A 20862-nucleotide genomic window follows, 5' to 3' on the forward strand; every position below is an offset into this window, starting at 1 on the left:
ACATCTCATGAATCAGACGGTTCATGAGGGGCCGAGACTTCCGGTCATTGTTGCGCAGCAGAACGGTGTAGCGGGTCTTGCGTTCGACCAGCGTCGCCACATTGGCATCGCCTTGAGTTCGCTCAAAGATCATCAAGTCGCCTTCCCAATTCCCAAACTGGCTGCGATCGTTGATCTCGGACGGCCGGTTATGGATGCTTGTTTCCGCAGGAAAAACCCGGTTGCGGGGCGTGCGGGCATAGCGCGGCTTCCGCTTTCGGCGCCGCTCGGGCAGGAGGCGCGCCAATTGCGCTGACTGGCCTTCGGCAGAATAGACATACTGGTAGATTGTCTCATGGCAGAGCCGGTGCGGGGCACCGGGTTCTATCCTGAGCCGACCTGCAATCTGTTCGGGAGACCAGCCTTCCTGAAGGCAGTGGATCACTTCGGCGCGTAAGTCCGGAAGACGCTCGAGCTTGCGCCGGCGGGAACGCCTGCGGTCGGCCTGGGACTGAGCCGTCACATGCCAGTAGCCATCAGCCTGCGGGACATCCTTGTCATGCCACCAGTTCCTTTTGACCTCGCGGGTGATGGTCGAGCGACTGCGGCCGAGCATCTGCGCAATCTTCGTCTTCGGCACCTTGGCCTGCAACAAACGCGCAATCACGCGGCGTTCGTCCAGCGTCAGGTTGGTGAAAGGGCACCTCATCACATCCTCCTGAATAGCTTCAGGAAACTATCGAGTGATGCATTCCAGAATGGAATGTGCCTCCCCAAGTTGCTTATCGTCAATAATCCGTATTATGGAATTTATATCTCTGCGACCATTGCCCGTCTTGCTGCGGGCGCTATCTTGCGGAAACCTTGACCCAGCCCAATCGGAGGATTCATGGCAGTCTCACCCCCCGTATGCGATTTCGGCGCCCCCTGGAATGATTTCGAACTGCCCGGCACGGATGGCCGGATCTATCGCCTGGCTGATGTCACGGGTCCGCGCGGCACGCTGGTGATGTTCATCTGCAATCACTGTCCGTATGTTCAGTCGATCATCGACCGGATCGTCCGCGACGCCAGAGAGATGCAGGCTGCGGGTATCGGTGTGGTGGCGATCTCGGCCAATGACGTGGCCGAGTATCCGCAGGATGGACCGGACCAGATGAAGACCGAGGCCGCGCGACACGGCTTCACCTTTCCCTATCTCTATGACGAGACGCAGGCTGTGGCGCGGGCCTATGGGGCCGAATGCACACCCGATTTCTTTGGCTACAACGCCGACGGAGAATTACAGTATCGCGGTCGTTTCGACGCTTCGGCCCGCACGCCGGGACCGGCCGAGGCGCGCCGCGAGCTGCTCGAGGCGATGCTGCAAATCGCGGAAACCGGAAAGGGACCGGAAAACCAGGTTCCCTCAATGGGTTGCTCGATCAAGTGGAAAACCGCATGAATGTTTGCCTTGCCCCCTGCCCGATTGTCTTCGATCTTGACGGAACACTGATAGACAGCGCCCCCGACATCCATGCCTGCGTGAACCATGTCCTCGGCCAGCATGGCACGCCGCTGCTGACGCTGGATCAGGTGCGCAGCTTCATCGGCGGCGGCGTGGACGTGTTGTGGCAAAAGGTCATCGCCGCGCAAGAGCTTCAGGACGCCCGGAAGCCCGACTATATCGCCGCCTTCATGACCTGCTATCAAGACGCGACGCAGTTGACGCGGCTGTTCCCGAATGTGACCCAGACCCTGGAGACGCTTGCCGATCGGGGGCATCCGCTGGGCATCTGCACCAACAAGCCGCTGGCGGTAACACGGGCCATCCTGGCGCATTTCGGCATCGCGCAGCTGTTCGGCTGCGTCATCGGCGGCGACTCCGTTCCCGAACGCAAGCCGCATCCCGCACCCTTGCGCGCGGCGCTGCAAGGGTTGGGCGCCGATCCTGCGCGGCCCAAGGCAATCTATGTGGGCGACAGCGAATTCGATGCGGCCTGCGCGGCGGCAGTGCCGGTGCCGTTCCTGATCTATACCCAGGGGTATCGACAGACGCCCGTCGAGGATCTGCCGCATCTGGCGGCGTTCGACGATTTCGCCGACCTGCCCGCCATGGTCGAGATGCAGGCGGCGTGATCCCCGACCGCTGACCCCGCCTTGTGCGCTTGACATTGCGGGCGCAGATGCGCCAATCCGGGACAGCGTTACGGAAGGGCCTTGCCATGGATCTGCGCCAGCTTACCCCGAATCTCGCGGTCTCTCCGCAGATCGACCTGTCTGACGTGGCCGTGCTGGCCCGGTCAGGCTTCAAGACCCTGATCAACAACCGCCCCGACGACGAGGACGGGGCCGTCGATCATCAGGCCATGGCCAATGCCGCGGCGGATGCGGGGATGGAATACCACTATCTTCCCTTCCGTCCCGGACAGGTCACGCCCGATCTGATCCAAGGCTTTGCCGCCGCTCTTGACGGAGCCAAGCCTGCGGTCGCCTATTGCCGGTCAGGGAATCGGTCCACCGTCCTGTGGGCGCTTGCCCATGCCGGAAAGCTGTCCGAGGCCGAGGTGCTGAACACCGCCTCGCAGGCGGGCTATGACCTGTCGGGCGTGGTGCCGCTGATGCGGTCGCTGGCAGGCGCCAGCCGGTAGTTCAGGCCGGGACGTTCAGCGCCCGTTTGACATTCGCGGTCCAGCCCAGCAGGCGCAGGTCGCCCGCGACGATGGCCGGCCGTTTCATCACGCTGGGCTTGGCGCCCATCATCGCCACCGGATCCGCTGCCCGTTCCTGATCGGACATCGCGCGCCATGTCAGGCTGGCGCGATTGATGATCTTGTCGCCGAAATCCGCGACCAGGCGGGCGCGTTCAGATTCAGACAAGGGTTGCTTCTGGACATCGCGGAAATCGACGGTCCAGCCGTGCTGTTCCAGATCGGACTGGGCCTTCTGGCAGGTCGAACAATGCGCCAGACCATACAGGGTCAGGGATGTCATGGCAGGCCTCGGATCATACAAGAGGGACAAGCGGCACGCCGCAGGCCGCCAGGGTCAGGACGGCCGCAAGGGCAAGGAACAGTTTCACGATCGCTCCGACGACAGGATACCGGCCGGTTCTTCCCACCACGCCGCGGGGACGGCAAGTCACAAATCATGCGCGGGCCCATGCTTGTGCAGGCTGCGGCGCACCTGCCGCATGGCCCACCAGACGACCAGAACCGCCGCCGGCGTCAGCGCCGCGATCAGATAGGCCTTGTCCACATGCAGGGCCGACGCCACCGGATACAGCGCATAGGACAGCAGCCCCACCGCGTAATAGCTGATGGCGACGACCGACAGCCCTTCGACCGTGTGTTGCAGGCGCAGTTGCAGGTCGGCGCGTCGGTCCATGCGTTCCAGCAGCGCCTGGTTCTGCGCGGACCGTTCGACATCGACCCGCGTCCGCAACAGATCGGCGGCACGGCGGGTCCGTTCGATCATCGCCCGCAGCCGATCCTCGGCCGAGGCGACGGTGCGCATGGCCGGGCGATAGCGGCGGCGCATGAATTCGGTCAGCATCTGGCGGTCCAGAAACCGTGTCTCGCGCAGGGCGGTCACCCGGTCCATGACGATCGCCTCATAGGCCTTGGTGGCGCCGAAGCGGAAGAAATGCTGGACTGCCTGCCCCTCTAGCTCCGCCGACACTCCCAGCAATTCGTGCAGGACCGCCTCGGCCGGGCGGGCGTCGTCGTGCATTCCATCGACGATGGCGGACAGGCGCGGCTCCAGCTCGTTCAGGCGGCGCGACAGGCTGCGGGACCGGCCCAGACCCAGCATCGACATCGCGCGGTAGGTTTCCAGTTCGACCAGCCGATGCACGATCCGCCCGATGCGCCCCGGTCCCACCTCGGGGCGCACGAAGACGGCAAAGCGCATCCAGCCATCGGGGTCGATGCGGAAATCCCCGGCGATCATCGCCGCTTCCTCCAGCACCCAGACGGCGGTCAGGCTGTCCTTGGCGAACCAGGTCTCGATCCGGGACAGCGCCTCGGCGGGATTTTCCGGCAGGATGTCCACCTGCACCAGCACGGCGGCGATGCGGCGTCCCGGCGCATCGGCTTGCCATGCGGCGGGGAAGATCGCGCCCGCGCTTGGATCGAAGGGCCGGATCGGCAGGCCGGGCGTGGTCGCCATATAGGTCACGAATTCCGTATGGCTTTCCCATTTCAGTTCGTGACGGCCCAGGCGCCCTTGGTAATGGCTATCCTCGGGGTCGGGACGAGGCCCGCCATGGCGGGCGGTCAGCGCGGTCAGATGATTCAAGTCCCGGCGCCGGTCGCGGTTGGCTGCGTCCCTCGGTTCCTTGAAGGCCACGAAGGCGCAGGTCGCCGGGGCTGTCAGGCGGGGCGAGGGCCTGGCGTGCAGTTCATTGACAAGATCGTATCGCAGCGGATGTTCGATGTCCGTCCCCACGCCAGTCCCCATTCCCCGTGCGGCGAAAGGGGGCGGTTTCCCGCCCCCTGCCCCCTCAGTCGATCATAGGCAGCAGCTTGTTGAGGCTGTCCTTGGCGTCGCCATAGAACATCCGGGTGTTCTCCTTGAAGAACAGCGGGTTCTCGATGCCGGAATAGCCGGTGCCCTGGCCGCGCTTGCTGACGAAGACCTGCTTGGCCTTCCAGACCTCCAGCACCGGCATTCCGGCGATGGGGCTGTTCGGATCGTCCTGCGCCGCCGGGTTCACGATGTCGTTCGAGCCGATGACGATCACCACGTCGGTATTCGGGAAGTCGTCGTTGATCTCGTCCATCTCCAGCACGATGTCATAGGGCACCTTGGCCTCGGCCAGCAGCACGTTCATGTGGCCCGGCAGGCGGCCCGCGACGGGGTGGATGGCGAAGCGCACCTCCTTGCCCGCCGCGCGCAGCTTGCGGGTCAGTTCGCTGACCGCGCCCTGCGCCTGCGCCACCGCCATGCCATAGCCCGGCACGATGACGATGCTGTCGGCGTCGTTCAGCGCGGCGGCCACGCCCTCGGCGTCGATGGCGATCTGCTCGCCGGTGATTTCCGCCGCGGGGCCGGTCTCGCCGCCGAAGCCGCCCAGGATCACGCTGACGAAGTTGCGGTTCATCGCCTTGCACATGATATAGGACAGGATCGCACCCGACGAGCCCACCAGGGCGCCGACCACGATCAGCAGGTCGTTGCCCAGTGTGAAGCCGATGGCGGCAGCCGCCCAGCCGGAATAGCTGTTCAGCATCGACACCACGACCGGCATGTCGGCCCCGCCGATGCCCATGATCAGGTGATAGCCGATGAAGAAGGCCAAGAGCGTGATCAGGATCAGCCACAGGATCGCCGGGCCGACGCCCGCGCAATAGAGGATGCCCAGCAGCACCGACAGCGCCAGGGCGCCCGCGTTCAGCATGTGCCCGCCCGGCAGCTTCTTCGGCTTGCCGTCCACGCGGCCCGCAAGCTTGCCGAAGGCCACGACCGACCCGGTAAAGGTCACGGCGCCGATGAAGATGCCCAGGAAAACCTCGATCTTCAGCATGGCGATCTCGGCCGGGGTCTTGTGGGCCAGCACGGCGGCGAAGCCGTGGAAGACATGCACCCCGCCCTCAGCCTTGGCGCGCAGCACGCGGGCCAGTTCGATCTGGGCGTTGAAGCCCACGAAGACCGCCGCCAGACCGACCAGCGAGTGCATGGCGGCGACAAGCTGCGGCATTTCCGTCATCTGCACGCGCTGCGCCACGACCCAGCCGACGCTGCCGCCGATGGCGATCATGACCAGCGACAGCAGCCAGTTGCCCGCGCCCGGCCCGAACAGCGTGGCCAGCACGGCCAGCGCCATGCCGACGATCCCGTACCAGATCGCGCGCTTGGCGCTTTCCTGTCCCGACAGCCCGCCCAGCGACAGGATGAACAGCACGGCTGCGACCACATAGGCCGCGGTGGTGAATCCGTATTCCATGCGTTCCCCCTTACGACTTCTGGAACATTGCCAGCATGCGGCGGGTGACCATGAAACCGCCGAAGATGTTGACGCCCGCCATCAGCACGGCCAAGGCGCCCAGAGCCACGACCCACCACGATCCCGACCCGATCTGCATCAGCGCGCCCAGGATGATGATCGAGCTGATGGCGTTGGTGATCGCCATCAGCGGCGTGTGCAGCGAATGGGCGACGTTCCAGATCACCCGGAAGCCGATGAAGCAGGCCAGCACGAAAACGATGAAATGCGCCATGAAGCTGGCGGGCGCCACCGCGCCGATCAGCAGCAGCACGATGGCGCCCACGCCCAGCAGCGTGACCTGGGATTTCGTCTCGGCCTTGAAGGCGGCGGCCTCGGCGGCGCGGCGTTCCTCGACCGTCAGCGCCTTCGGCTTTTCCTTGGGCTTCTGCGCGGCGATGGCGGCGATCTTCGGCGGCGGAGGCGGCCAGGTCACGTCGTGGTCGCGGGTCACGGTGGCGCCGCGGATCACGTCGTCCTCCATGTTGTGCTGGATCACGCCGTCCTTCTTGGGCGTCAGGTCGGCCAGGAAATGCCGAACGTTGTTGCCGTAAAGCTCGGAGGCCTGCGCGCCCATCCGCGAGGGGAAGTCGGTATAGCCAATGATCGTCACGCCGTTTTCCGTCACATGGCGTTCGTCGGGGATGGTCAGTTCGCAGTTGCCGCCGCGCTCGGCGGCCAGATCCACGATCACGCTGCCGGGCTTCATCGCCTCGACCATGTCGCGGGTCCACAGCTTCGGTGCGTCGCGGCCGGGGATCAGCGCGGTGGTGATCACCACGTCCATCTGCGGCGCAAGCTCTCGGAACTTGGCAAGCTGCTTTTCGCGGAACTCGGGGGACGAGGGCGCGGCATAGCCGCCGGTCGCGGCGCCGTCCTGGGCTTCCTCGAAGTCCAGGAACACGAATTCAGCGCCCATGGATTCGATCTGCTCGGCGACCTCGGGGCGCACGTCGAAGGCATAAACCTGCGCGCCCAGAGACACCGCCGTGCCGATGGCGGCAAGGCCCGCCACGCCCGCACCCACGACCAGCACCTTGGCCGGGGGCACCTTGCCCGCCGCCGTCACCTGGCCGGTGAAGAAGCGGCCGAAATTGTTCGCGGCCTCGATCACCGCGCGATAACCCGCGATATTGGCCATCGAGCTCAGCGCGTCCATCTTCTGCGCGCGGCTGATCCGGGGAACCATGTCCATCGCGATGGCGGTGACGCCCTGTTCCTTGGCCAGGGCCAGCAGTTCGGGATTCTGCGCGGGATAGAAGAACGAGATCAGCGTCTGCCCCTCGCGCATCTGCCGGATCTCGGCATCCGAGGGCTGGCGCACCTTGGCGACGACATCCACCGCCCCGATCAGCTCGGCCGCGGTGGGCACCACGGTGATCCCCCCCGCGCGATAGCTGTCATCCGAAAACCCCGCCCGCGCCCCGGCACCGCTTTCGACAAACACCTCGTGCCCCAGCTTCATCAGATGCCCGGCAGAGGAGGGCGTAATGGCGACCCGCGCCTCACCCTCGAAACCTTCCTTCAACGCGCCAATCTTCATGGCTGTGTTGTCCCCCGCTCGTTTCATTTTCGGTCGCCCGACAGATAGCACCGTGAAAGATTCTTTCACAAGTCCGTGCAACGCCGATGCGGGACGAATGTCGTGGGGGTGGCGGCAAAAGAAAACGCCCAAGACCGGAGCCTTGGGCGACGAATTCAGACTTGGGCCGCGATCAGTTCGCGGGCGCGGGGGTGGCAGGCGCCGGGGTGGCGGGGGTGGTGGTCGCCGGGGCGGTAGCAGCGGGCGCTTCCTCGACCGAGATGGCGTCGTCCACGGCTTCAGCGGCGTCGTTAGCCGACTGGGCAGCGGCATCGGCCGCGCTGTCGGCCGCGTCGCTGGCGGCAGCGGCCGCGTCCTGCGCGGCGGTACCGGCGGCATCGACCGCATTATCGGCAGCCGATGCGGCGCTGTCGGCCGCGTTCTCAGCAGCGGCGGCAGCGTCTTCGGCCGCATCCTCGGTCGCGGCGGTCGCATTGTCGACGGCATTTTCCGTCGCGGTGGCGGCACTGTCGGCGGCGGCTTCCGCATCGGCCGCGGCAGCCTCGGCATCGGCCGCAGCGTCGCTGGCCGCGCCGGTGGCGGCAGGCGCGTCGGTCGTGGTCACGGTGGTGGTGTCGCCATCGACGGCCACGGTGTCATCGCCGGTAAAGCGTTGCAGCACGAAATACGCCAGAGCCAGCGCCAGCAGGACGCCGATGATCAGCGGCAGAGGCGAGGAGCGACGTTCGACCGGTTCCACATAGGTCTCGTTGCGGACCAGCGGATCGGCGGGACGAGCAGGATCGGCGGGCCGGGTGCGGTTCGGGTCGTTTGGATCATGGGTCATTGCTGGCCTCCAAATTTCTGTGTTGAGACACCGGTTTCAGTGCCGCCTCCGGTCTGTCCTGCCTGCCGTCCGCTGTCAATTCGACCTGTCGGGCGGTAAGCGAAGCCAGCCGACTTGCGACCCGGCCTTCATGCGACTAACACCTTGGTCCTGATACGGTTCCGCCAGCCGGAGCAGCTTTCTTCATGCCGAGGATGCGATGACCACCAACCCAGGGCAAAATGTGCAATATCTTGCCGATTACCGGCCTTATCCCTTTGTTTTGTCGGCAACCCGGATGCGGTTCGCCCTGGCCGCGACCGACACGCGGGTGCGCACCGAACTGTCGCTGGCACCCCGCGACCCGGAACGGCCCGAGGATCTGGTGCTGGACGGCGGCAAGGCGGTCCGCCTGCTGTCCCTGACCATCGACGGCGAAGCCCCCGATCCCGCCCATGTGACCCGCGACGGCGAAACCCTGACCGTCGCCGCAGCCGCCCTGCCCCGCCATCCTTTCCTGCTGGAAACCGAGGTCGGCATCGACCCCTCGTCCAATACCGCCTTCGAGGGACTGTATATCTCGAACGGGATGTTCTGCACCCAGTGCGAGGCCGAGGGGTTCCGCCACATCACCTTCTATCCCGACCGCCCGGACGTGATGGCGACATTCCACGTCACCATCGACAGCGACCTGCCGGTGCTGTTGTCGAACGGCAATCCGGTCGGCCAGTCGCAGGGCCGCGCGGAATGGCACGACTCCTGGCCCAAGCCCAGTTATCTGTTCGCGCTTGTCGCGGGCGATCTGGTGGCGGTCAGCGACAGCTTCGCCACCCGGTCGGGGCGCCAGGTCGCGCTGAACGTCTGGGTCCGTCCGGGCGACCAGGGCCGCGCGGGATTCGCGATGGAATCGCTGATCAAGTCGATGAAATGGGACGAGGATGTCTATGGCCGCGAATACGACCTGGATGTCTTCAACATCGTCGCCGTCGATGATTTCAACATGGGGGCCATGGAAAACAAGGGGTTGAACATCTTCAACTCGAAACTGGTTCTGGCCAGCCCGGAAACCGCGACCGATGGCGACTACGAGCGGATCGAGGCCGTGATCGCGCATGAATATTTCCACAACTGGACCGGCAACCGGATCACCTGCCGCGACTGGTTCCAGCTCTGCCTCAAGGAAGGGCTGACGGTCTTCCGCGACCAGCAGTTCACCAGCGACATGCGCTCTGCCGCCGTCAAGCGGATCGAGGATGTCCAGGCCCTGCGCGCCCGCCAGTTCCGCGAGGATCAAGGCCCGCTGGCCCATCCCCCGCGCCCGGACCGCTATGAGGAGATCAATAACTTCTACACCGCGACCGTCTATGAAAAAGGCGCCGAGGTGATCGGGATGCTGAAACGTCTTGTTGGCGACGACGGTTACCGCCGGGCGCTGGATCTGTATTTCGACCGCCACGACGGTGACGCCGCCACGATCGAGGACTGGCTGAAGGTGTTCGAGGACGCGACCGGCCGCGACCTGGCGCAGTTCAAGCGGTGGTATACCGATGCCGGCACCCCGCGCCTGACCATGACCGAGGATTGGCGGCCCGGCGAGGCGGGCGGCACGCTGGCGCTGACCTTCAGCCAGCAGACGCCGCCAACGCCCGGACAGCCGGAAAAACTGCCGCGCGTGGTTCCGGTCGCCGTTGGCCTGATCGGACCCAATGGCGACGAGGTGACTCCGACCCAGGTGCTGGAACTGACCGAAGCCAGCCAGACCTTTGCCTTTGAAGGACTGGGCGCGCGGCCGGTCGTATCGGCCCTGCGCGGCTTTTCCGCCCCGGTGATGCTGTCGCGCGACCTGGACGACGCCACCCGCGCCTTCCTGTTGGCCCATGACACCGACCCCTTTGCCCGCTGGGAGGCCGGGCGCGACCTGGCGCTGTCGGCGCTGACCGCCGCCGCGCAGGGCCAGGCCACCGGCGGCGATTACGTCCAGGCCATCGGCCGCCTGATAGCCGACGATGCGGCCGATCCCGCCTTCCGCGCCCTGTGCCTGAACCTGCCCGGAGAGGAGGAGATCGCGACCCGCCTGTCCACGGGCGGAATCACGCCGGACCCGGATGCGATCCACGCCGCGCGGGAAAGCCTCGCCAGGCGGATCGCCGAAACCCACCTGGACCTGCTGGCGCGCATCTATCAGGACATGACGGTTGCCGGGCCCTATCGCCCCGATGCCGCCGATACCGCCCGCCGGTCCCTGCGCAATGCGGTGCTGGCGCTGCTGACCCGCATCGACGGCGGCGAACGGGCCGAGGTGCTGTTCGGCGTCGCGGGGAACATGACCGAACGGATGGCCGCCCTGACCGCCCTGCTGCGGCGCGGGCGCGGGCAGGCGGAACTGGCGGCGTTGCATGACCAGTTCGTCGACAACCGGCTGGTCATGGACAAATGGTTCGCGGTGCAGCCGATGGCCGCCCCGCCCGCCCAGGCGGCGCAGATCGCCCGCGACCTGGCCACGCGGCGGGATTTCGACTGGAAGAACCCCAATCGCTTCCGCGCGCTGCTGGGCGGCCTGTCGGCCAATCACGCCGGTTTCCACGCGGCGGACGGATCGGGCTATGACTTCACCGCCGACTGGTTGCTGCGGATGGATCCGGTCAACCCCCAGATCGCCGCCCGCATGTCCACCGCCTTTGAAACCTGGACCCGCTACGACGCCGGGCGGCGCGCCAAGGCCTTGGCCGCATTGGAACGAATCGCCTCGGCCGAGGGTTTGAGCAGGAACACCCGCGAGATGGTGTCGCGGATGATCGCGGCGGGCGCATGATGCGTCTTGCGGCAGGCCCCGCGCCGGGGCAGAAAGGCCGGAATGACTGACCGCCACGCCGATGCCAAGGCCGAGATGCAGGCCCGTCTGGACCCGCTGATCGCCGAGCGGGCGCCTTGGCTTTATTCCGGCAAGCCGCATCACCGGCTGGCGAAATGGGCGATGATGGGCCTGCTGCGCTATCCCACGACGTTGCGCCTGGGCGCCGAGTTCCGCGACCTTCCCACGGCCGAGATCATGCGCCGCATGTCGGATCTGATCGTCCGCGACGTCCGGGTCGAGGGGATGGAGCATATCCCCGCCAGCGGCCCCGCGCTGATCGTCGCGAATCATCCGACCGGGATCGCCGACGGGATCGTCGTCCATGCGCTGATGTCGCATCTGCGCGACGACCTGTTCATCTATGCCAACCACGACATGATCCGGGTGCTGCCGCAGACCGCCGACCTGATCGCCGGGGTCGAATGGCGCCTGGAAAAGCGCAGCCATGCCAAGACCAAGGCGACGATGGACTATACCCGAGAGGCGCTTGCGGCGGGGCGGATCGGGCTGATCTTTCCGTCCGGGCGGCTGGCCAAGCGGCACGGGATGACGCTGCATGAACGGCCCTGGATGGCAAGCGCGGCGATGATCGCCCGCAAGTTCGGCGTGCCGGTCATTCCGATGAACATCCGCGCCCGAAATTCGGCTCTGTTCTATCTGCTGGACGCGATCCATCCGACGCTACGCGACGTGACGCTGTTCAACGAGGTGCTGAACAAGCGCCGCCAGCCTTATCGCATCGCCATCGGCGCGCCCATCGACCCCGCTACCCTGCCCAAGGGAGAGGACGCGATCACCGTCCTGCGCGACCGGGTGCTGGCCCTGCCCGCGCTCGGCCCGGACGCCGCGCGCCTGATGCAGGATCGCGGCAAGGCCCGGCTGGTGCGCGGAACCAAGGGCCTGGCCTGAACATCCAGCCCGCGACCCGCCTTATCTTCTGTGCGGAAATATCCACGGGGGTCCGGGGGCAGACAGCCCCCGGCCTCCGCCTGGCTGCACGGTAGGGCAATCCTGCTCAGATCGCCGCCTTGCGGCTTTCCTCCAGATAAATCTCGCGCAGCCGGGTGGCGACCGGACCCACCTGCCCCGTGCCGACCGCGGCGCCGTCGATTTCCACCACCGGCATCACGAAGGCCGAGGCCGAGGTGATGAACGCCTCATCCGCCGCCTGCGCCTCGGCGATCGTGAAGCTGCGTTCCTCGACCTGCATCTGCGCCTCGGCGGCGAAGCGCAGCACGGCGGCGCGGGTGATGCCGTGCAGGATGTCGTTCGACAACGCGCGGGTCACGATGGTGCCGTTCTTCACGATATAGGTGTTGTTGCTGGTGCCTTCCGTGACCAGCCCGTCCTCGACCAGCCAGGCATCGTCCACACCGCGGGCCTTGGCCTCCATCTTGGCCATCGAGGGATACAGAAGCTGCACCGTCTTGATGTCGCGGCGCGCCCAACGCTGATCGGGAATGCTGATGATCTTCCAGCCGGTTTTCGCGGCGGGGGCATCGGCCAGGCCGGGCTTGGACTGGGTGAACATGACCACGGTCGGGCGCATGCCCGCGGGCGGATAGGCGAAATCGCGGTCGCCCGGATTGCCGCGCGTGACTTGCAGATAGATCATCCCGTCGGTGATCCCGTTCCTTTCGACCAGGGCGCGGAACGCCGCCAGATAATCGTCGTCGGACAGGGGGTTGTCCATCGACAGTTCGTCCAGGGACCGCTTCAGCCGGACCAGGTGGCCGTCGAAATCCAGCAGCTTGCCGTCCAGGACGCTGACGACCTCGTAGACGCCATCGGCCATCAGGAAGCCCCGGTCGAAGACGGACACCATGGCCTGATCCTCGGGAAGATAGTCGCCATTCACATAGACCGTGCGCGTCATGATGCCCCCAGCGTCGCTTTTTCGTCGCTGCGGTCCTGCGCCCAAAGCCAGGCCGCGTCAAGTCGGCCAAGATGCTGCAACGCAGCCCTTGATGCTGCGGCTGCGAAATATTATTGCTGGACAGGACGCAAATCTTTTCGGAACGGATCCCATGAGCTTTCGCACCCAACCCCTGCCCCCCGCCCGCCTGAACCGCTGCCAGTTGTTCGGCCCCGGTTCGCGGGAAAGCCTGTTCGAGAAGATGGCGAAATCCGCCGCAGACGTGATCAACCTGGACCTGGAGGATTCGGTCGCCCCCGACGACAAGGACCGCGCGCGGGCGAACGTCATCCAGGCCATCGGCGACATCGACTGGGGCGACAAGACGCTGTCGGTGCGCATCAACGGGCTGGACACGCCCTTCTGGTATCGCGACGTGGTGGACCTGCTGGAACAGGCGGGCGAGCGGCTGGACCAGATCATGATCCCCAAGGCCGGGAATGCCGGCGACATCTATGCCGTGGACGCGCTTGCGACGGCGGTGGAACGCGCCAAGGGCCGGACCAAGCGCATCAATTTCGAGGTCATCATCGAAAGCGCGGCGGGCATCTGCCATGTCGAGGAGATCGCGGCGTCCTCGCCCCGGATGCAGGCGATCAGCCTGGGTGCCGCCGATTTCGCGGCCTCGATGGGGATGGCGACCACGGGCATCGGCGGGACGCAGGAAAACTATTACATGATCCGCGAGGGGCAGAAATACTGGCCCGATCCCTGGCACTGGGCGCAGACCGCCATCGTTGCCGCCTGCCGCACACATGGGCTTCTGCCGGTCGACGGCCCCTTCGGCGATTTCAGCGATTCCGACGGCTTCGTGGCCCAGGCGCGGCGTTCGGCCACCTTGGGCATGGTCGGCAAATGGGCGATCCATCCCAGCCAGGTGGCGCTGGCGAACGAGGTGTTTTCCCCCAGCGAATCCGCAGTGGCCGAGGCGCGAGAGATCCTTGCCGCGATGGAAAAGGCCAAGGCCGAGGGCGCGGGGGCGACGGTCTACAAGGGCCGCCTGGTCGACATCGCCTCGATCAAGCAGGCCGAGGTGATCGTGCGCCAGGCGGAACTGATCGCGGGATAAACGCGTCCTGCGGGGGCGTCACGCCCCCGCCTGCCACGCCTTCACCGCATCCATGGGCCACAGCAGCATCAGCACGTTCAGCGCCAGCCCGTCGCGGATCAGCCAGATCGTCAGGATCTCGAACCCGATGACGAGGGCGGCGGACAGCCAGACCGGCAGCCAGCGGGCCAGCCAGAACCCCGCGACCATCGCCAGGATGTCGGCGACCGAATTGATCACGCTGTCGCCGTAATAATCCAGCGAGATCGTGACGCTGCGATAGCGTTCGATCACCGCATCCGAATTCTCGACGATCTCCCAGGCGGCCTCGATGACCGTGGCGATCAGCAGCCGCCAGCCAAAGCGCAGCCGCCGCGCCACCAGCCACAGCGCCGCATAGAAGATGATCCCATGCAGCAGATGCGAGGGCGTGTACCAGTCGCTCAGATGTTGCGAGTTTTCGGAACTGACCGTCTGGCCGTGCCACAGCTTCACATAGCCGCAGTCGCAGATCGGCACTCGGCCCGCCGCCAGCAAGATCAGCGCCGCCGCGGCAATCACGGCGGCCACGCACCAATAGGGAAAAGCCTTTTTAGTGAACACGTTGCGCTGAATTCCTTACGGTCGCCGCAGCTTCATGAATGCCGCCGATGCGCCCCATCCGGCGAACACCGCGACCCCCAGCGACATCAACCCGTAAAGGAACGGCTGGTCGAAGGCCAGACGGTACAGCCAGCGTTCCAGCCCCACCTTGCGCACGTTGATCGGCGCCACGAACACGTCGATCACCTGCCCGTCGCGCAGCAGGAAGATGCGGGTCTTGTAGGCGCCCTCGACCAGGTTGGCGGGCAAGTTGACATCGGCCCGAAACAGCGTCTGGTCGATCAGCGACACGCTGCCCTCGTCCAGGCGGTACAGGCCCTGGTCCTCGCGGATGCGGATCAGGGCCTCGGTGAATGGCACCGCGCTTTCCACCGCGATCTGGCCCGCGAAGGCGCGCATCGCGTGCGACAGCGAAATCCGATACCGGCTGTCCCATTCGGGCAGCAGGATGTCGTCCAGGGCGGCGGATGTGGCGACGGCATAGAAGCCCGGCGCCGCCCCGATCCGCACGGATTCGGCGTTGACCCAGATCCCCGCCTTGCGTTCCTTGCGCCAGACCGTGACGCCTCGGGACGGGGCCTCGACGGTGACGATCACCTGCAAGGGCGGGCCGGGCGGGATCGGGGTCTCGCGCTTGATCGCGCCATAGATCAGGATGTCGGATCCATCGAAGCTGGCAGTGATCGCCACGCTGTCGCTGGACAGGCCCGCGACCACCGTCTCGGCCGGGGGCGGATCGGCGGTGGGCGTGGCCTCGATCGGCGGCACGGGGGATTGCGCGCTTGCGGTGCTGGCCAGGACCAGCAGCAACAGCCCGGCGATCCGGCCCCGCATCAGCCGATCCCCGGCTGGATGACGTAAAAATCGTCCGGTGTCAGGAACAGGTCAAGCGCCAGCTTGCCGCAGACCGCCAGCACCAGCAGCGCCAGCAGGATCCGCAGTTGCTCGGCCCGCAGCTTTGCGCCCAGCGTGGTGCCGAACTGCGCGCCGACGACGCCGCCGACGATCAGCAGCACCGCCAGCATGATGTCCACGGTGTTATAGCTGACCGCGTGCATCAGGGTGGTGAAGGCCGTGACGAAGGTGATCTGGAACAGCGAGGTGCCGACGACGACCTTGGTCGGCATCCCCAGCAGATAGATCATCGCGGGCACCATGATGAAGCCGCCGCCCACCCCCATGATGGCGGCCAGCACCCCCACGGCCACCCCCACCAGCAGCGGGGGAAAGGCGCTGATATACAGGCCCGAGGCGCGGAACTTGATCTTCAGAGGCCAGCGATGGACCCAATTGTGCTGATGCAGCCGCCTGCGATAGCCGGGCGCGTTCGACCGCCGCAGGGCGCGAATGCTTTCCTGCAACATCATCGCGCCGATCAGGCCCAGAAAGACGACATAGCAAAGCTGGACGACCAGATCGACCTGGCCCACCCGTTGCAGCAGGGTAAAGACCCAGACCCCCAGCCAGGAACCGACCAGGCCCCCGGCCAGCAGCACGCCGCCCATCCTGAAATCGACGCTCTTGCGTTTCACATGGGCCAGCACGCCCGATACCGACGACGCGACCACCTGGTTCGCGCCTGTCGCCACGGCGATGGCGGGCGGGATGCCGATGAAGAACAGCAGCGGCGTGATCAGGAAACCTCCGCCCACGCCGAACAGGCCGCTCATCAATCCGACGAGACCGCCCAGCCCGATCAGCGTGAAGGCGTTGACCGATACCTCTGCGATGGGAAGATAAATCTGCATGACCCGCGCCGTTTGCGTCGGCGGAAAGGATGCAACGCCCCGGCAGTCCCGTCAAACCGCTTTCGGGCCTTGCCTGTCCTTGAGCGCTTGAAGCGGGCGGGTCGCCCGGCTAAGCAGGAACGACAATGTGAACGGGCGCTGTCGCGGCGCCGCAGGACCGTGCGGACGGACGATGCGCATCTTGATCACCAATGACGACGGCATCAACGCACCGGGCCTGGCGGTGCTGGAGGAGATCGCCGCGACCCTGGCCGGTCCCTCGGGGCAGGTCTGGACGGTGGCCCCCGCCTTCGAACAGTCGGGCGTCGCCCATTGCATCAGCTATGCCCACCCGACCATGGTCGCGCGCCTGGACGAACGCCGCTATGCGACCGAGGGAAGCCCGGCGGACTGCGTGCTGGCCGCTTTGTGCGACATCATGGCGGACGGCCCGCCCGACCTGGTGCTGTCGGGCGTGAACCGGGGCAACAACTCGGGCGAAAACGCGATGTATTCCGGCACCATCGGCGGCGCGATGGAGGCCGCGTTGCAGGGCCTGCCCGCCATCGCCCTGTCGCAATACCTGGGTCCGCAGACGGCCAGCCTGGCCGACCCGTTCGAAAGCGCCCGCCAGCATGGCGCGGCGGTGATCCGGCGGCTTCTTGATTACGGCGACTGGACCTCGGACGCGGATTTCCGGCTGTTCTACAACATCAACTTCCCGCCTGTCCCGGCGGCGGCGGTGCGCGGCGCCCGCGTCGTGCGGCAGGGGCGCAGGCGGGGGACGAATTTCGGCGTCGTGCCCTATACCGCGCCGAACGGCCGGCGCTTCATGTGGGCGGCAGGCGGCGCGCAGGATGCCCCGGCCGCGCCCGAGACCGACGTGGCGGTGAACATGGACGGCTTCATCTCGGTCACGCCGATGCGGGCGGATCTGACCTGCCACGCCTCGCTGCTGGAAATGACCAATCTGTTCGATGACGACCCCATCGGGGCGGGCGCCCCATGACCGAAGGCCATGACGATCCCGCCGAACGCAAGATGCGGTTCCTGTTCCAGCTGCGCTCTCGCGGGGTGACCGATCCGCGCGTGCTGGCGTCGATGGAAAAGATCGACCGGGGCCTGTTCGTGCGCGGCCAGTTCGCCGACCGCGCGTACGAGGACACGCCCCTGCCCATTCCCTGCGGCCAGACGATCAGCCAGCCCTCGGTCGTGGGTCTGATGACGCAATCGCTGCAACCCGGCCCGCGCGACACCGTGCTGGAGATCGGGACGGGATCGGGCTATCAGGCGGCCATCCTGTCGGGGCTGTGCCGCCGCGTCTATACCGTGGACCGCCACCGACGCCTTGTGACCGAGGCCGAGGCGATCTTCCGCCAGTTGGGCCTGCACAACATCACCGCGCAGGTGGCCGACGGGTCGCGCGGCTTGCCGGACCAGGCCCCCTTTGATCGCATCCTTGTCACCGCCGCCGCCGAGGATCCTCCGGGGCCGCTGTTGGCACAGTTGAAGATCGGCGGTATCATGGTCGTGCCGGTGGGCCAGTCCGATGCGGTCCAGACGCTGATCCGCGTGACGCGGACGGAAACCGGCTATGACTATGACGAATTGCGTCAGGTGCGATTTGTGCCGCTGGTCGAAGGGTTGGGACCGACATGACCCGGATCTGCGGCATGGCAGGTTAAGGACGACGGACATGAGCAGCAGTTTCAGACAGGCCGCCAGCATTGGGGCCGCGGCCTTTCTTTTGGCTTCCTGCGGGGCGACGGGATTCGACCCGGATCTGCGCGGCTGGATGCCGGGGGCGCTGAACACGGCCGATGCCGCCGCCCGCGCCGCCCCGCGCCCGCAGCCCGACGACCGGGGCGTGATCACCTTCCCCACCTATCAGGTCGTCGTCGCGCGCAGCGGCGATACCGTGGGCAGCGTCGCGGCGCGGTTGGGCGTCGATGCCGCGCGGCTGGCCCAGCACAACGCCCTGCCCGCCAACGCCCCGCTGGGCGCCGGGCAGACCCTGGTCCTGTCGCAGCGCGTGGCCGCAGGCGGAGCGGCGGCGGGGCGCGGCGGCATCGTCACCGATCCCTTCGCGGGACAGGCCGCGCGATCCGGGACGACGCCCGCCGCCGCCGCGAAACCGGCGCCCAGCCCGGCCAATCCGGCGCAGCATGTCGTCGCCTCGGGCGAGACGGCCTGGTCCATCGCCCGGAAATACAATGTCAGCGTGCAGGATCTGGCGGCCTGGAACGGACTGCCCTCCTCCATGTCGCTGCGCGTCGGTCAGCGGCTGATCGTGCCCGTGGCCGGGAAGAAGGCCCCCGATCCGACTGCCGTCACCACCGCGCCTGGCACCGGCAGCCCTACCCCGCGCCCGCCCTCGGCCGCCCAGCCCCTGCCGTCCGAGACGACGGCCCCCGCCGCCGATCCCGGCCCCAAGGCGCCCACGACCGACCTGGGGGCCACGCGGACAGCGGCATCCGCCGCTGGGCGGTTCCAGATGCCGGTGTCGGGGTCGATCATCCGGGTCTATGAAAAGGGCAGGAACGACGGCATCGACATTTCTGCCACCGCCGGGACTGCCGTGAAGGCGGCGGGTCGCGGCACGGTCGCGGCGGTCACGAAGGACACCTCGGGCGCGCCCATCGTGGTGGTGCGCCACGACGGGAACCTGATGACCGTCTATACCGGGCTGGACGGCCTGGACGTGGCCAAGGGCGACAGCATTTCCGCAGGCCAGTCCATCGGCAAGGCCGGTCGGGGCGGCTTCGTCCATTTCGAGGTACGCCAGGGATTCGACAGCGTGGACCCGGAAAAATACCTCAACTGACCAGATGGAACGGCCCCCTGTTCCGGACGTTTGCCTGCCACACGCAGTCCAAACGGAGGATAGGACATGGACCATTCCGAACATCCCCGGCTGTTGCCGGATGAAATGACCGATGCCGTGCTGACGGGCGCCACCGTCTATGGTCCCGGAGACGAAACGGTCGGCACCGTATCCCATGTGCACGGCTCGGGCAGCAGCGCCCAGGTGGTGATCGACGTGGGCGGGTTCCTGGGCATCGGGTCGAAGCCGGTGCTGGTTCCCGTGTCGGATCTGGACGTGATGCGGGACGGCGACGGGGTGGTCCACGCCGTGTCGCGGTGGGACAAGGAACACCTGAAGGCCCTGCCCGAACACCGGGATTGAACGGCGAAGGGCGGCGGTTTTTCCGTCGCCTTTTGTGCAGACACACGTAAAACTACCATCGTGTTCAGCGTATACGCGGCTGCCTCTCTTCAGACGGCGGACGAAAGTTGCCATTCGACACGCATAAAACTGCCATCGAAAGTTCAAGAAAAATGGCCGCCTGAGGCGGCCATTTCCGAATTTTTTTGGATCCTTGGCCAATTATGAGGTCACGAGGCGAATGTTCTCGATGCTGATTCGCAACTAGTTGAACCCGAGTTCTCCCTGCGCGCGTCCGATCTGCCGAAGTTTACCAGAAAGGATCATCTGTAGCAGATCGCGCATCGGGATGCGCGCACGCTTCGAACACTGGTTCAGCGATACCCATTCCGCTGGCACATCCGACATCTCCGGCACCATGACATGGATCTGCTCCAAAGCTTGCTCTACTTCCAGGGCGTCGAAACCGCACTTGTCTCGGGTGTTCTCTCCCTGGCTGCGGGTCAGCGGCGTGAGGACGCCGAGGTCGATCAGGCAGCTGGCGATCGGTCGAGTTGCTCCCAGCAGCGCAGGCAGCTGCACGAACGGGACCGAACGGCTCAGCGAAGCCGCCGCTTGGCGACCTTCGTCTGCATCAACCAGCAGGATGGAGGCAGGCTTGTCTGCATTCTCCGCCTCGAGCAATCGGCGCTCGACCAAGACTCTGCCGAGGGTCTGCGGATGCAGACCGGACTGCAGGGCAAGCGATTGCACCGAGTATTTCCTCCGGCGTTCGATGCATTCACCCAGCAGGTCGCGCCCGACGCAGACATCCATCTTCTGCAGAATGTAGTCGCGCAACAACTGCTTGATGGGGCCGTGATCCGGGCGATTTCCTGGCTCGAGCAGCCAGCGATAAAGATGGCCGAACACGGTGAAATAGTTCTGCCTGCCTGCCCTCGCTCAAAGGCCGCGGCCTGGAGCTCTGCAAAGGCGGAGTGCAGGCCGGGTTCACCTGCTGCCACCCATCTCCACCCCATGCGGCCCGCCAGGTCCCAGCCGTCTCGGTCGACAGACCCCAAGTTGATCGTGGTGCTAAAGGCCATGACGACACCGAGCATCTGTGTTGTCCTGACCGCCTGTTCGAGGGTTTGTCCATCCAGCCACTGAGGGCCTGACTGGCCTTCGAGGCGGCCCAGCACGTAGGTCTGCAGGGGTGATGGCTCCCGGCGCGTCGCTTTTTCCGCCAAGGCAACAAGGGCGCCGCCCCGCTCCGGA

General features: G+C 66.1%; 21 protein-coding genes. 10 read left to right on the forward strand and 11 right to left on the reverse strand.

Annotation, left to right across the window (positions count from 1 at the left end; translation table 11 throughout):
• Nucleotides 1-688, reverse strand: a 688-nt coding sequence (locus ACTJI6_RS09815; protein WP_440800227.1) for an IS30 family transposase, incomplete at its 3' end; no start/stop codon positions are given.
• A 180-nt stretch (nt 689-868) separates the two neighbouring features.
• On the opposite strand from ACTJI6_RS09815, the gene ACTJI6_RS09820 reads away from it, so the two are divergent.
• The 3 genes from ACTJI6_RS09820 (at nt 869) to ACTJI6_RS09830 (ending at nt 2609) form a co-directional block, all read left to right on the forward strand.
• Nucleotides 869-1423 carry a thioredoxin family protein gene (locus ACTJI6_RS09820; protein ID WP_440800229.1) on the forward strand — a complete coding sequence of 185 codons (555 nt, stop codon included), beginning with the start codon at nt 869-871 and terminating at the stop codon, nt 1421-1423.
• Entirely contained in the window at nt 1420-2097 is a 678-nt protein-coding gene (gene gph / locus ACTJI6_RS09825; RefSeq protein ID WP_440800231.1) for a phosphoglycolate phosphatase, read from the forward strand. Before ACTJI6_RS09820 ends, gph begins: the two co-directional genes overlap by 4 nt.
• Before the next feature lie 86 nt (nt 2098-2183).
• A complete protein-coding gene (locus ACTJI6_RS09830) occupies nt 2184-2609 on the forward strand; it encodes a TIGR01244 family sulfur transferase (protein WP_440800233.1) in 426 nt (141 codons plus the stop codon).
• 1 nt (nt 2610) lies between these two features.
• On the opposite strand, the gene ACTJI6_RS09835 is transcribed toward ACTJI6_RS09830, so the two are convergent.
• The 5 genes from ACTJI6_RS09835 to ACTJI6_RS09855 form a co-directional block, all read right to left on the reverse strand.
• Nucleotides 2611-2952, reverse strand: a complete 342-nt coding sequence (locus ACTJI6_RS09835) for an arsenate reductase family protein (RefSeq protein WP_440800235.1) — start codon at nt 2950-2952, stop codon at nt 2611-2613.
• Between the two features lie 147 nt (nt 2953-3099).
• Nucleotides 3100-4407 (reverse strand): DUF3422 family protein, encoded by a 1308-nt coding sequence (locus ACTJI6_RS09840; protein ID WP_440800237.1) that lies wholly within the window; start codon nt 4405-4407, stop codon nt 3100-3102.
• Nucleotides 4408-4462: 55 nt separating this feature from the next.
• Complete coding sequence (locus ACTJI6_RS09845) at nt 4463-5905, reverse strand: NAD(P)(+) transhydrogenase (Re/Si-specific) subunit beta (RefSeq protein WP_440800239.1); 1443 nt, start codon at nt 5903-5905, stop codon at nt 4463-4465.
• A gap of 10 nt (nt 5906-5915) precedes the next feature.
• Nucleotides 5916-7487 (reverse strand): Re/Si-specific NAD(P)(+) transhydrogenase subunit alpha, encoded by a 1572-nt coding sequence (locus ACTJI6_RS09850; protein ID WP_440800241.1) that lies wholly within the window; start codon nt 7485-7487, stop codon nt 5916-5918.
• A 172-nt stretch (nt 7488-7659) separates the two neighbouring features.
• Complete coding sequence (locus tag ACTJI6_RS09855; RefSeq protein WP_440800243.1) at nt 7660-8313, reverse strand: hypothetical protein; 654 nt, start codon at nt 8311-8313, stop codon at nt 7660-7662.
• Between the two features lie 199 nt (nt 8314-8512).
• Here ACTJI6_RS09855 and pepN point away from each other — a divergent pair, with 199 nt between their 5' ends.
• Nucleotides 8513-11104, forward strand: coding sequence for an aminopeptidase N (pepN, locus tag ACTJI6_RS09860; protein ID WP_440800245.1), 2592 nt, complete (start codon nt 8513-8515; stop codon nt 11102-11104).
• Nucleotides 11105-11146: 42 nt separating this feature from the next.
• A complete protein-coding gene (locus ACTJI6_RS09865; protein WP_440800247.1) occupies nt 11147-12055 on the forward strand; it encodes a 1-acyl-sn-glycerol-3-phosphate acyltransferase in 909 nt (302 codons plus the stop codon).
• A gap of 106 nt (nt 12056-12161) precedes the next feature.
• Here the strand turns inward: ACTJI6_RS09865 and ACTJI6_RS09870 are convergent, their stop codons facing one another.
• Nucleotides 12162-13022 carry a D-amino-acid transaminase gene (locus tag ACTJI6_RS09870; RefSeq protein ID WP_440800249.1) on the reverse strand — a complete coding sequence of 287 codons (861 nt, stop codon included), beginning with the start codon at nt 13020-13022 and terminating at the stop codon, nt 12162-12164.
• A 151-nt stretch (nt 13023-13173) separates the two neighbouring features.
• On the opposite strand from ACTJI6_RS09870, the gene ACTJI6_RS09875 reads away from it, so the two are divergent.
• A complete protein-coding gene (locus ACTJI6_RS09875) occupies nt 13174-14130 on the forward strand; it encodes an L-malyl-CoA/beta-methylmalyl-CoA lyase (RefSeq protein ID WP_440800251.1) in 957 nt (318 codons plus the stop codon).
• An 18-nt stretch (nt 14131-14148) separates the two neighbouring features.
• On the opposite strand, the gene ACTJI6_RS09880 is transcribed toward ACTJI6_RS09875, so the two are convergent.
• The 3 genes from ACTJI6_RS09880 to ACTJI6_RS09890 are packed head-to-tail and all read right to left on the reverse strand — an operon-like array spanning nt 14149 to nt 16460.
• The gene (locus ACTJI6_RS09880) at nt 14149-14712 is read right to left on the reverse strand and encodes a DUF2585 domain-containing protein (RefSeq protein WP_440800253.1); all 564 of its coding nucleotides are present in this window, start codon (nt 14710-14712) and stop codon (nt 14149-14151) included.
• 15 nt (nt 14713-14727) lie between these two features.
• A complete protein-coding gene (locus ACTJI6_RS09885; RefSeq protein ID WP_440800255.1) occupies nt 14728-15546 on the reverse strand; it encodes a TIGR02186 family protein in 819 nt (272 codons plus the stop codon).
• Nucleotides 15546-16460, reverse strand: a complete 915-nt coding sequence (locus tag ACTJI6_RS09890) for a sulfite exporter TauE/SafE family protein (protein WP_126155932.1) — start codon at nt 16458-16460, stop codon at nt 15546-15548. The genes ACTJI6_RS09885 and ACTJI6_RS09890 overlap by 1 nt, the downstream gene beginning before the upstream one ends.
• A 172-nt stretch (nt 16461-16632) precedes the next feature.
• Between ACTJI6_RS09890 and surE the strand changes: the two genes are divergently transcribed.
• The 4 genes from surE (at nt 16633) to ACTJI6_RS09910 (ending at nt 19626) form a co-directional block, all read left to right on the forward strand.
• On the forward strand, nt 16633-17448 hold the full coding sequence (gene surE / locus ACTJI6_RS09895; protein WP_440800257.1) for a 5'/3'-nucleotidase SurE: 816 nt from the start codon (nt 16633-16635) through the stop codon (nt 17446-17448).
• Nucleotides 17445-18098, forward strand: a complete 654-nt coding sequence (locus tag ACTJI6_RS09900; RefSeq protein WP_126155930.1) for a protein-L-isoaspartate(D-aspartate) O-methyltransferase — start codon at nt 17445-17447, stop codon at nt 18096-18098. The genes surE and ACTJI6_RS09900 overlap by 4 nt, the downstream gene beginning before the upstream one ends.
• Before the next feature lie 37 nt (nt 18099-18135).
• Complete coding sequence (locus ACTJI6_RS09905; protein WP_440800259.1) at nt 18136-19263, forward strand: LysM peptidoglycan-binding domain-containing protein; 1128 nt, start codon at nt 18136-18138, stop codon at nt 19261-19263.
• 66 nt (nt 19264-19329) lie between these two features.
• Complete coding sequence (locus ACTJI6_RS09910; protein WP_275106165.1) at nt 19330-19626, forward strand: PRC-barrel domain-containing protein; 297 nt, start codon at nt 19330-19332, stop codon at nt 19624-19626.
• Between the two features lie 243 nt (nt 19627-19869).
• On the opposite strand, the gene ACTJI6_RS09915 is transcribed toward ACTJI6_RS09910, so the two are convergent.
• Complete coding sequence (locus tag ACTJI6_RS09915) at nt 19870-20517, reverse strand: hypothetical protein (protein ID WP_440800619.1); 648 nt, start codon at nt 20515-20517, stop codon at nt 19870-19872.
• Nucleotides 20518-20862: the final 345 nt, after the last annotated feature.

The organism is Paracoccus sp. 22332 (assembly GCF_052045125.1).
In the GTDB taxonomy this organism is placed as follows: domain Bacteria; phylum Pseudomonadota; class Alphaproteobacteria; order Rhodobacterales; family Rhodobacteraceae; genus Paracoccus; species Paracoccus haematequi_A.

Coding starts and splice junctions, on each gene's coding strand:
- ACTJI6_RS09820 (WP_440800229.1), top strand. CDS start 869: ATGGCAGTCTCACCCCCCGTATGCGATTTCGGCGCCCCCTGGAATGAT.
- gph (WP_440800231.1), top strand. CDS start 1,420: ATGAATGTTTGCCTTGCCCCCTGCCCGATTGTCTTCGATCTTGACGGA.
- ACTJI6_RS09830 (WP_440800233.1), top strand. CDS start 2,184: ATGGATCTGCGCCAGCTTACCCCGAATCTCGCGGTCTCTCCGCAGATC.
- ACTJI6_RS09835 (WP_440800235.1), bottom strand. CDS start 2,952: ATGACATCCCTGACCCTGTATGGTCTGGCGCATTGTTCGACCTGCCAG.
- ACTJI6_RS09845 (WP_440800239.1), bottom strand. CDS start 5,905: ATGGAATACGGATTCACCACCGCGGCCTATGTGGTCGCAGCCGTGCTG.
- ACTJI6_RS09850 (WP_440800241.1), bottom strand. CDS start 7,487: ATGAAGATTGGCGCGTTGAAGGAAGGTTTCGAGGGTGAGGCGCGGGTC.
- ACTJI6_RS09855 (WP_440800243.1), bottom strand. CDS start 8,313: ATGACCCATGATCCAAACGACCCGAACCGCACCCGGCCCGCCGATCCT.
- pepN (WP_440800245.1), top strand. CDS start 8,513: ATGACCACCAACCCAGGGCAAAATGTGCAATATCTTGCCGATTACCGG.
- ACTJI6_RS09865 (WP_440800247.1), top strand. CDS start 11,147: ATGACTGACCGCCACGCCGATGCCAAGGCCGAGATGCAGGCCCGTCTG.
- ACTJI6_RS09870 (WP_440800249.1), bottom strand. CDS start 13,022: ATGACGCGCACGGTCTATGTGAATGGCGACTATCTTCCCGAGGATCAG.
- ACTJI6_RS09875 (WP_440800251.1), top strand. CDS start 13,174: ATGAGCTTTCGCACCCAACCCCTGCCCCCCGCCCGCCTGAACCGCTGC.
- ACTJI6_RS09885 (WP_440800255.1), bottom strand. CDS start 15,546: ATGCGGGGCCGGATCGCCGGGCTGTTGCTGCTGGTCCTGGCCAGCACC.
- ACTJI6_RS09890 (WP_126155932.1), bottom strand. CDS start 16,460: ATGCAGATTTATCTTCCCATCGCAGAGGTATCGGTCAACGCCTTCACG.
- surE (WP_440800257.1), top strand. CDS start 16,633: ATGCGCATCTTGATCACCAATGACGACGGCATCAACGCACCGGGCCTG.
- ACTJI6_RS09900 (WP_126155930.1), top strand. CDS start 17,445: ATGACCGAAGGCCATGACGATCCCGCCGAACGCAAGATGCGGTTCCTG.
- ACTJI6_RS09905 (WP_440800259.1), top strand. CDS start 18,136: ATGAGCAGCAGTTTCAGACAGGCCGCCAGCATTGGGGCCGCGGCCTTT.
- ACTJI6_RS09910 (WP_275106165.1), top strand. CDS start 19,330: ATGGACCATTCCGAACATCCCCGGCTGTTGCCGGATGAAATGACCGAT.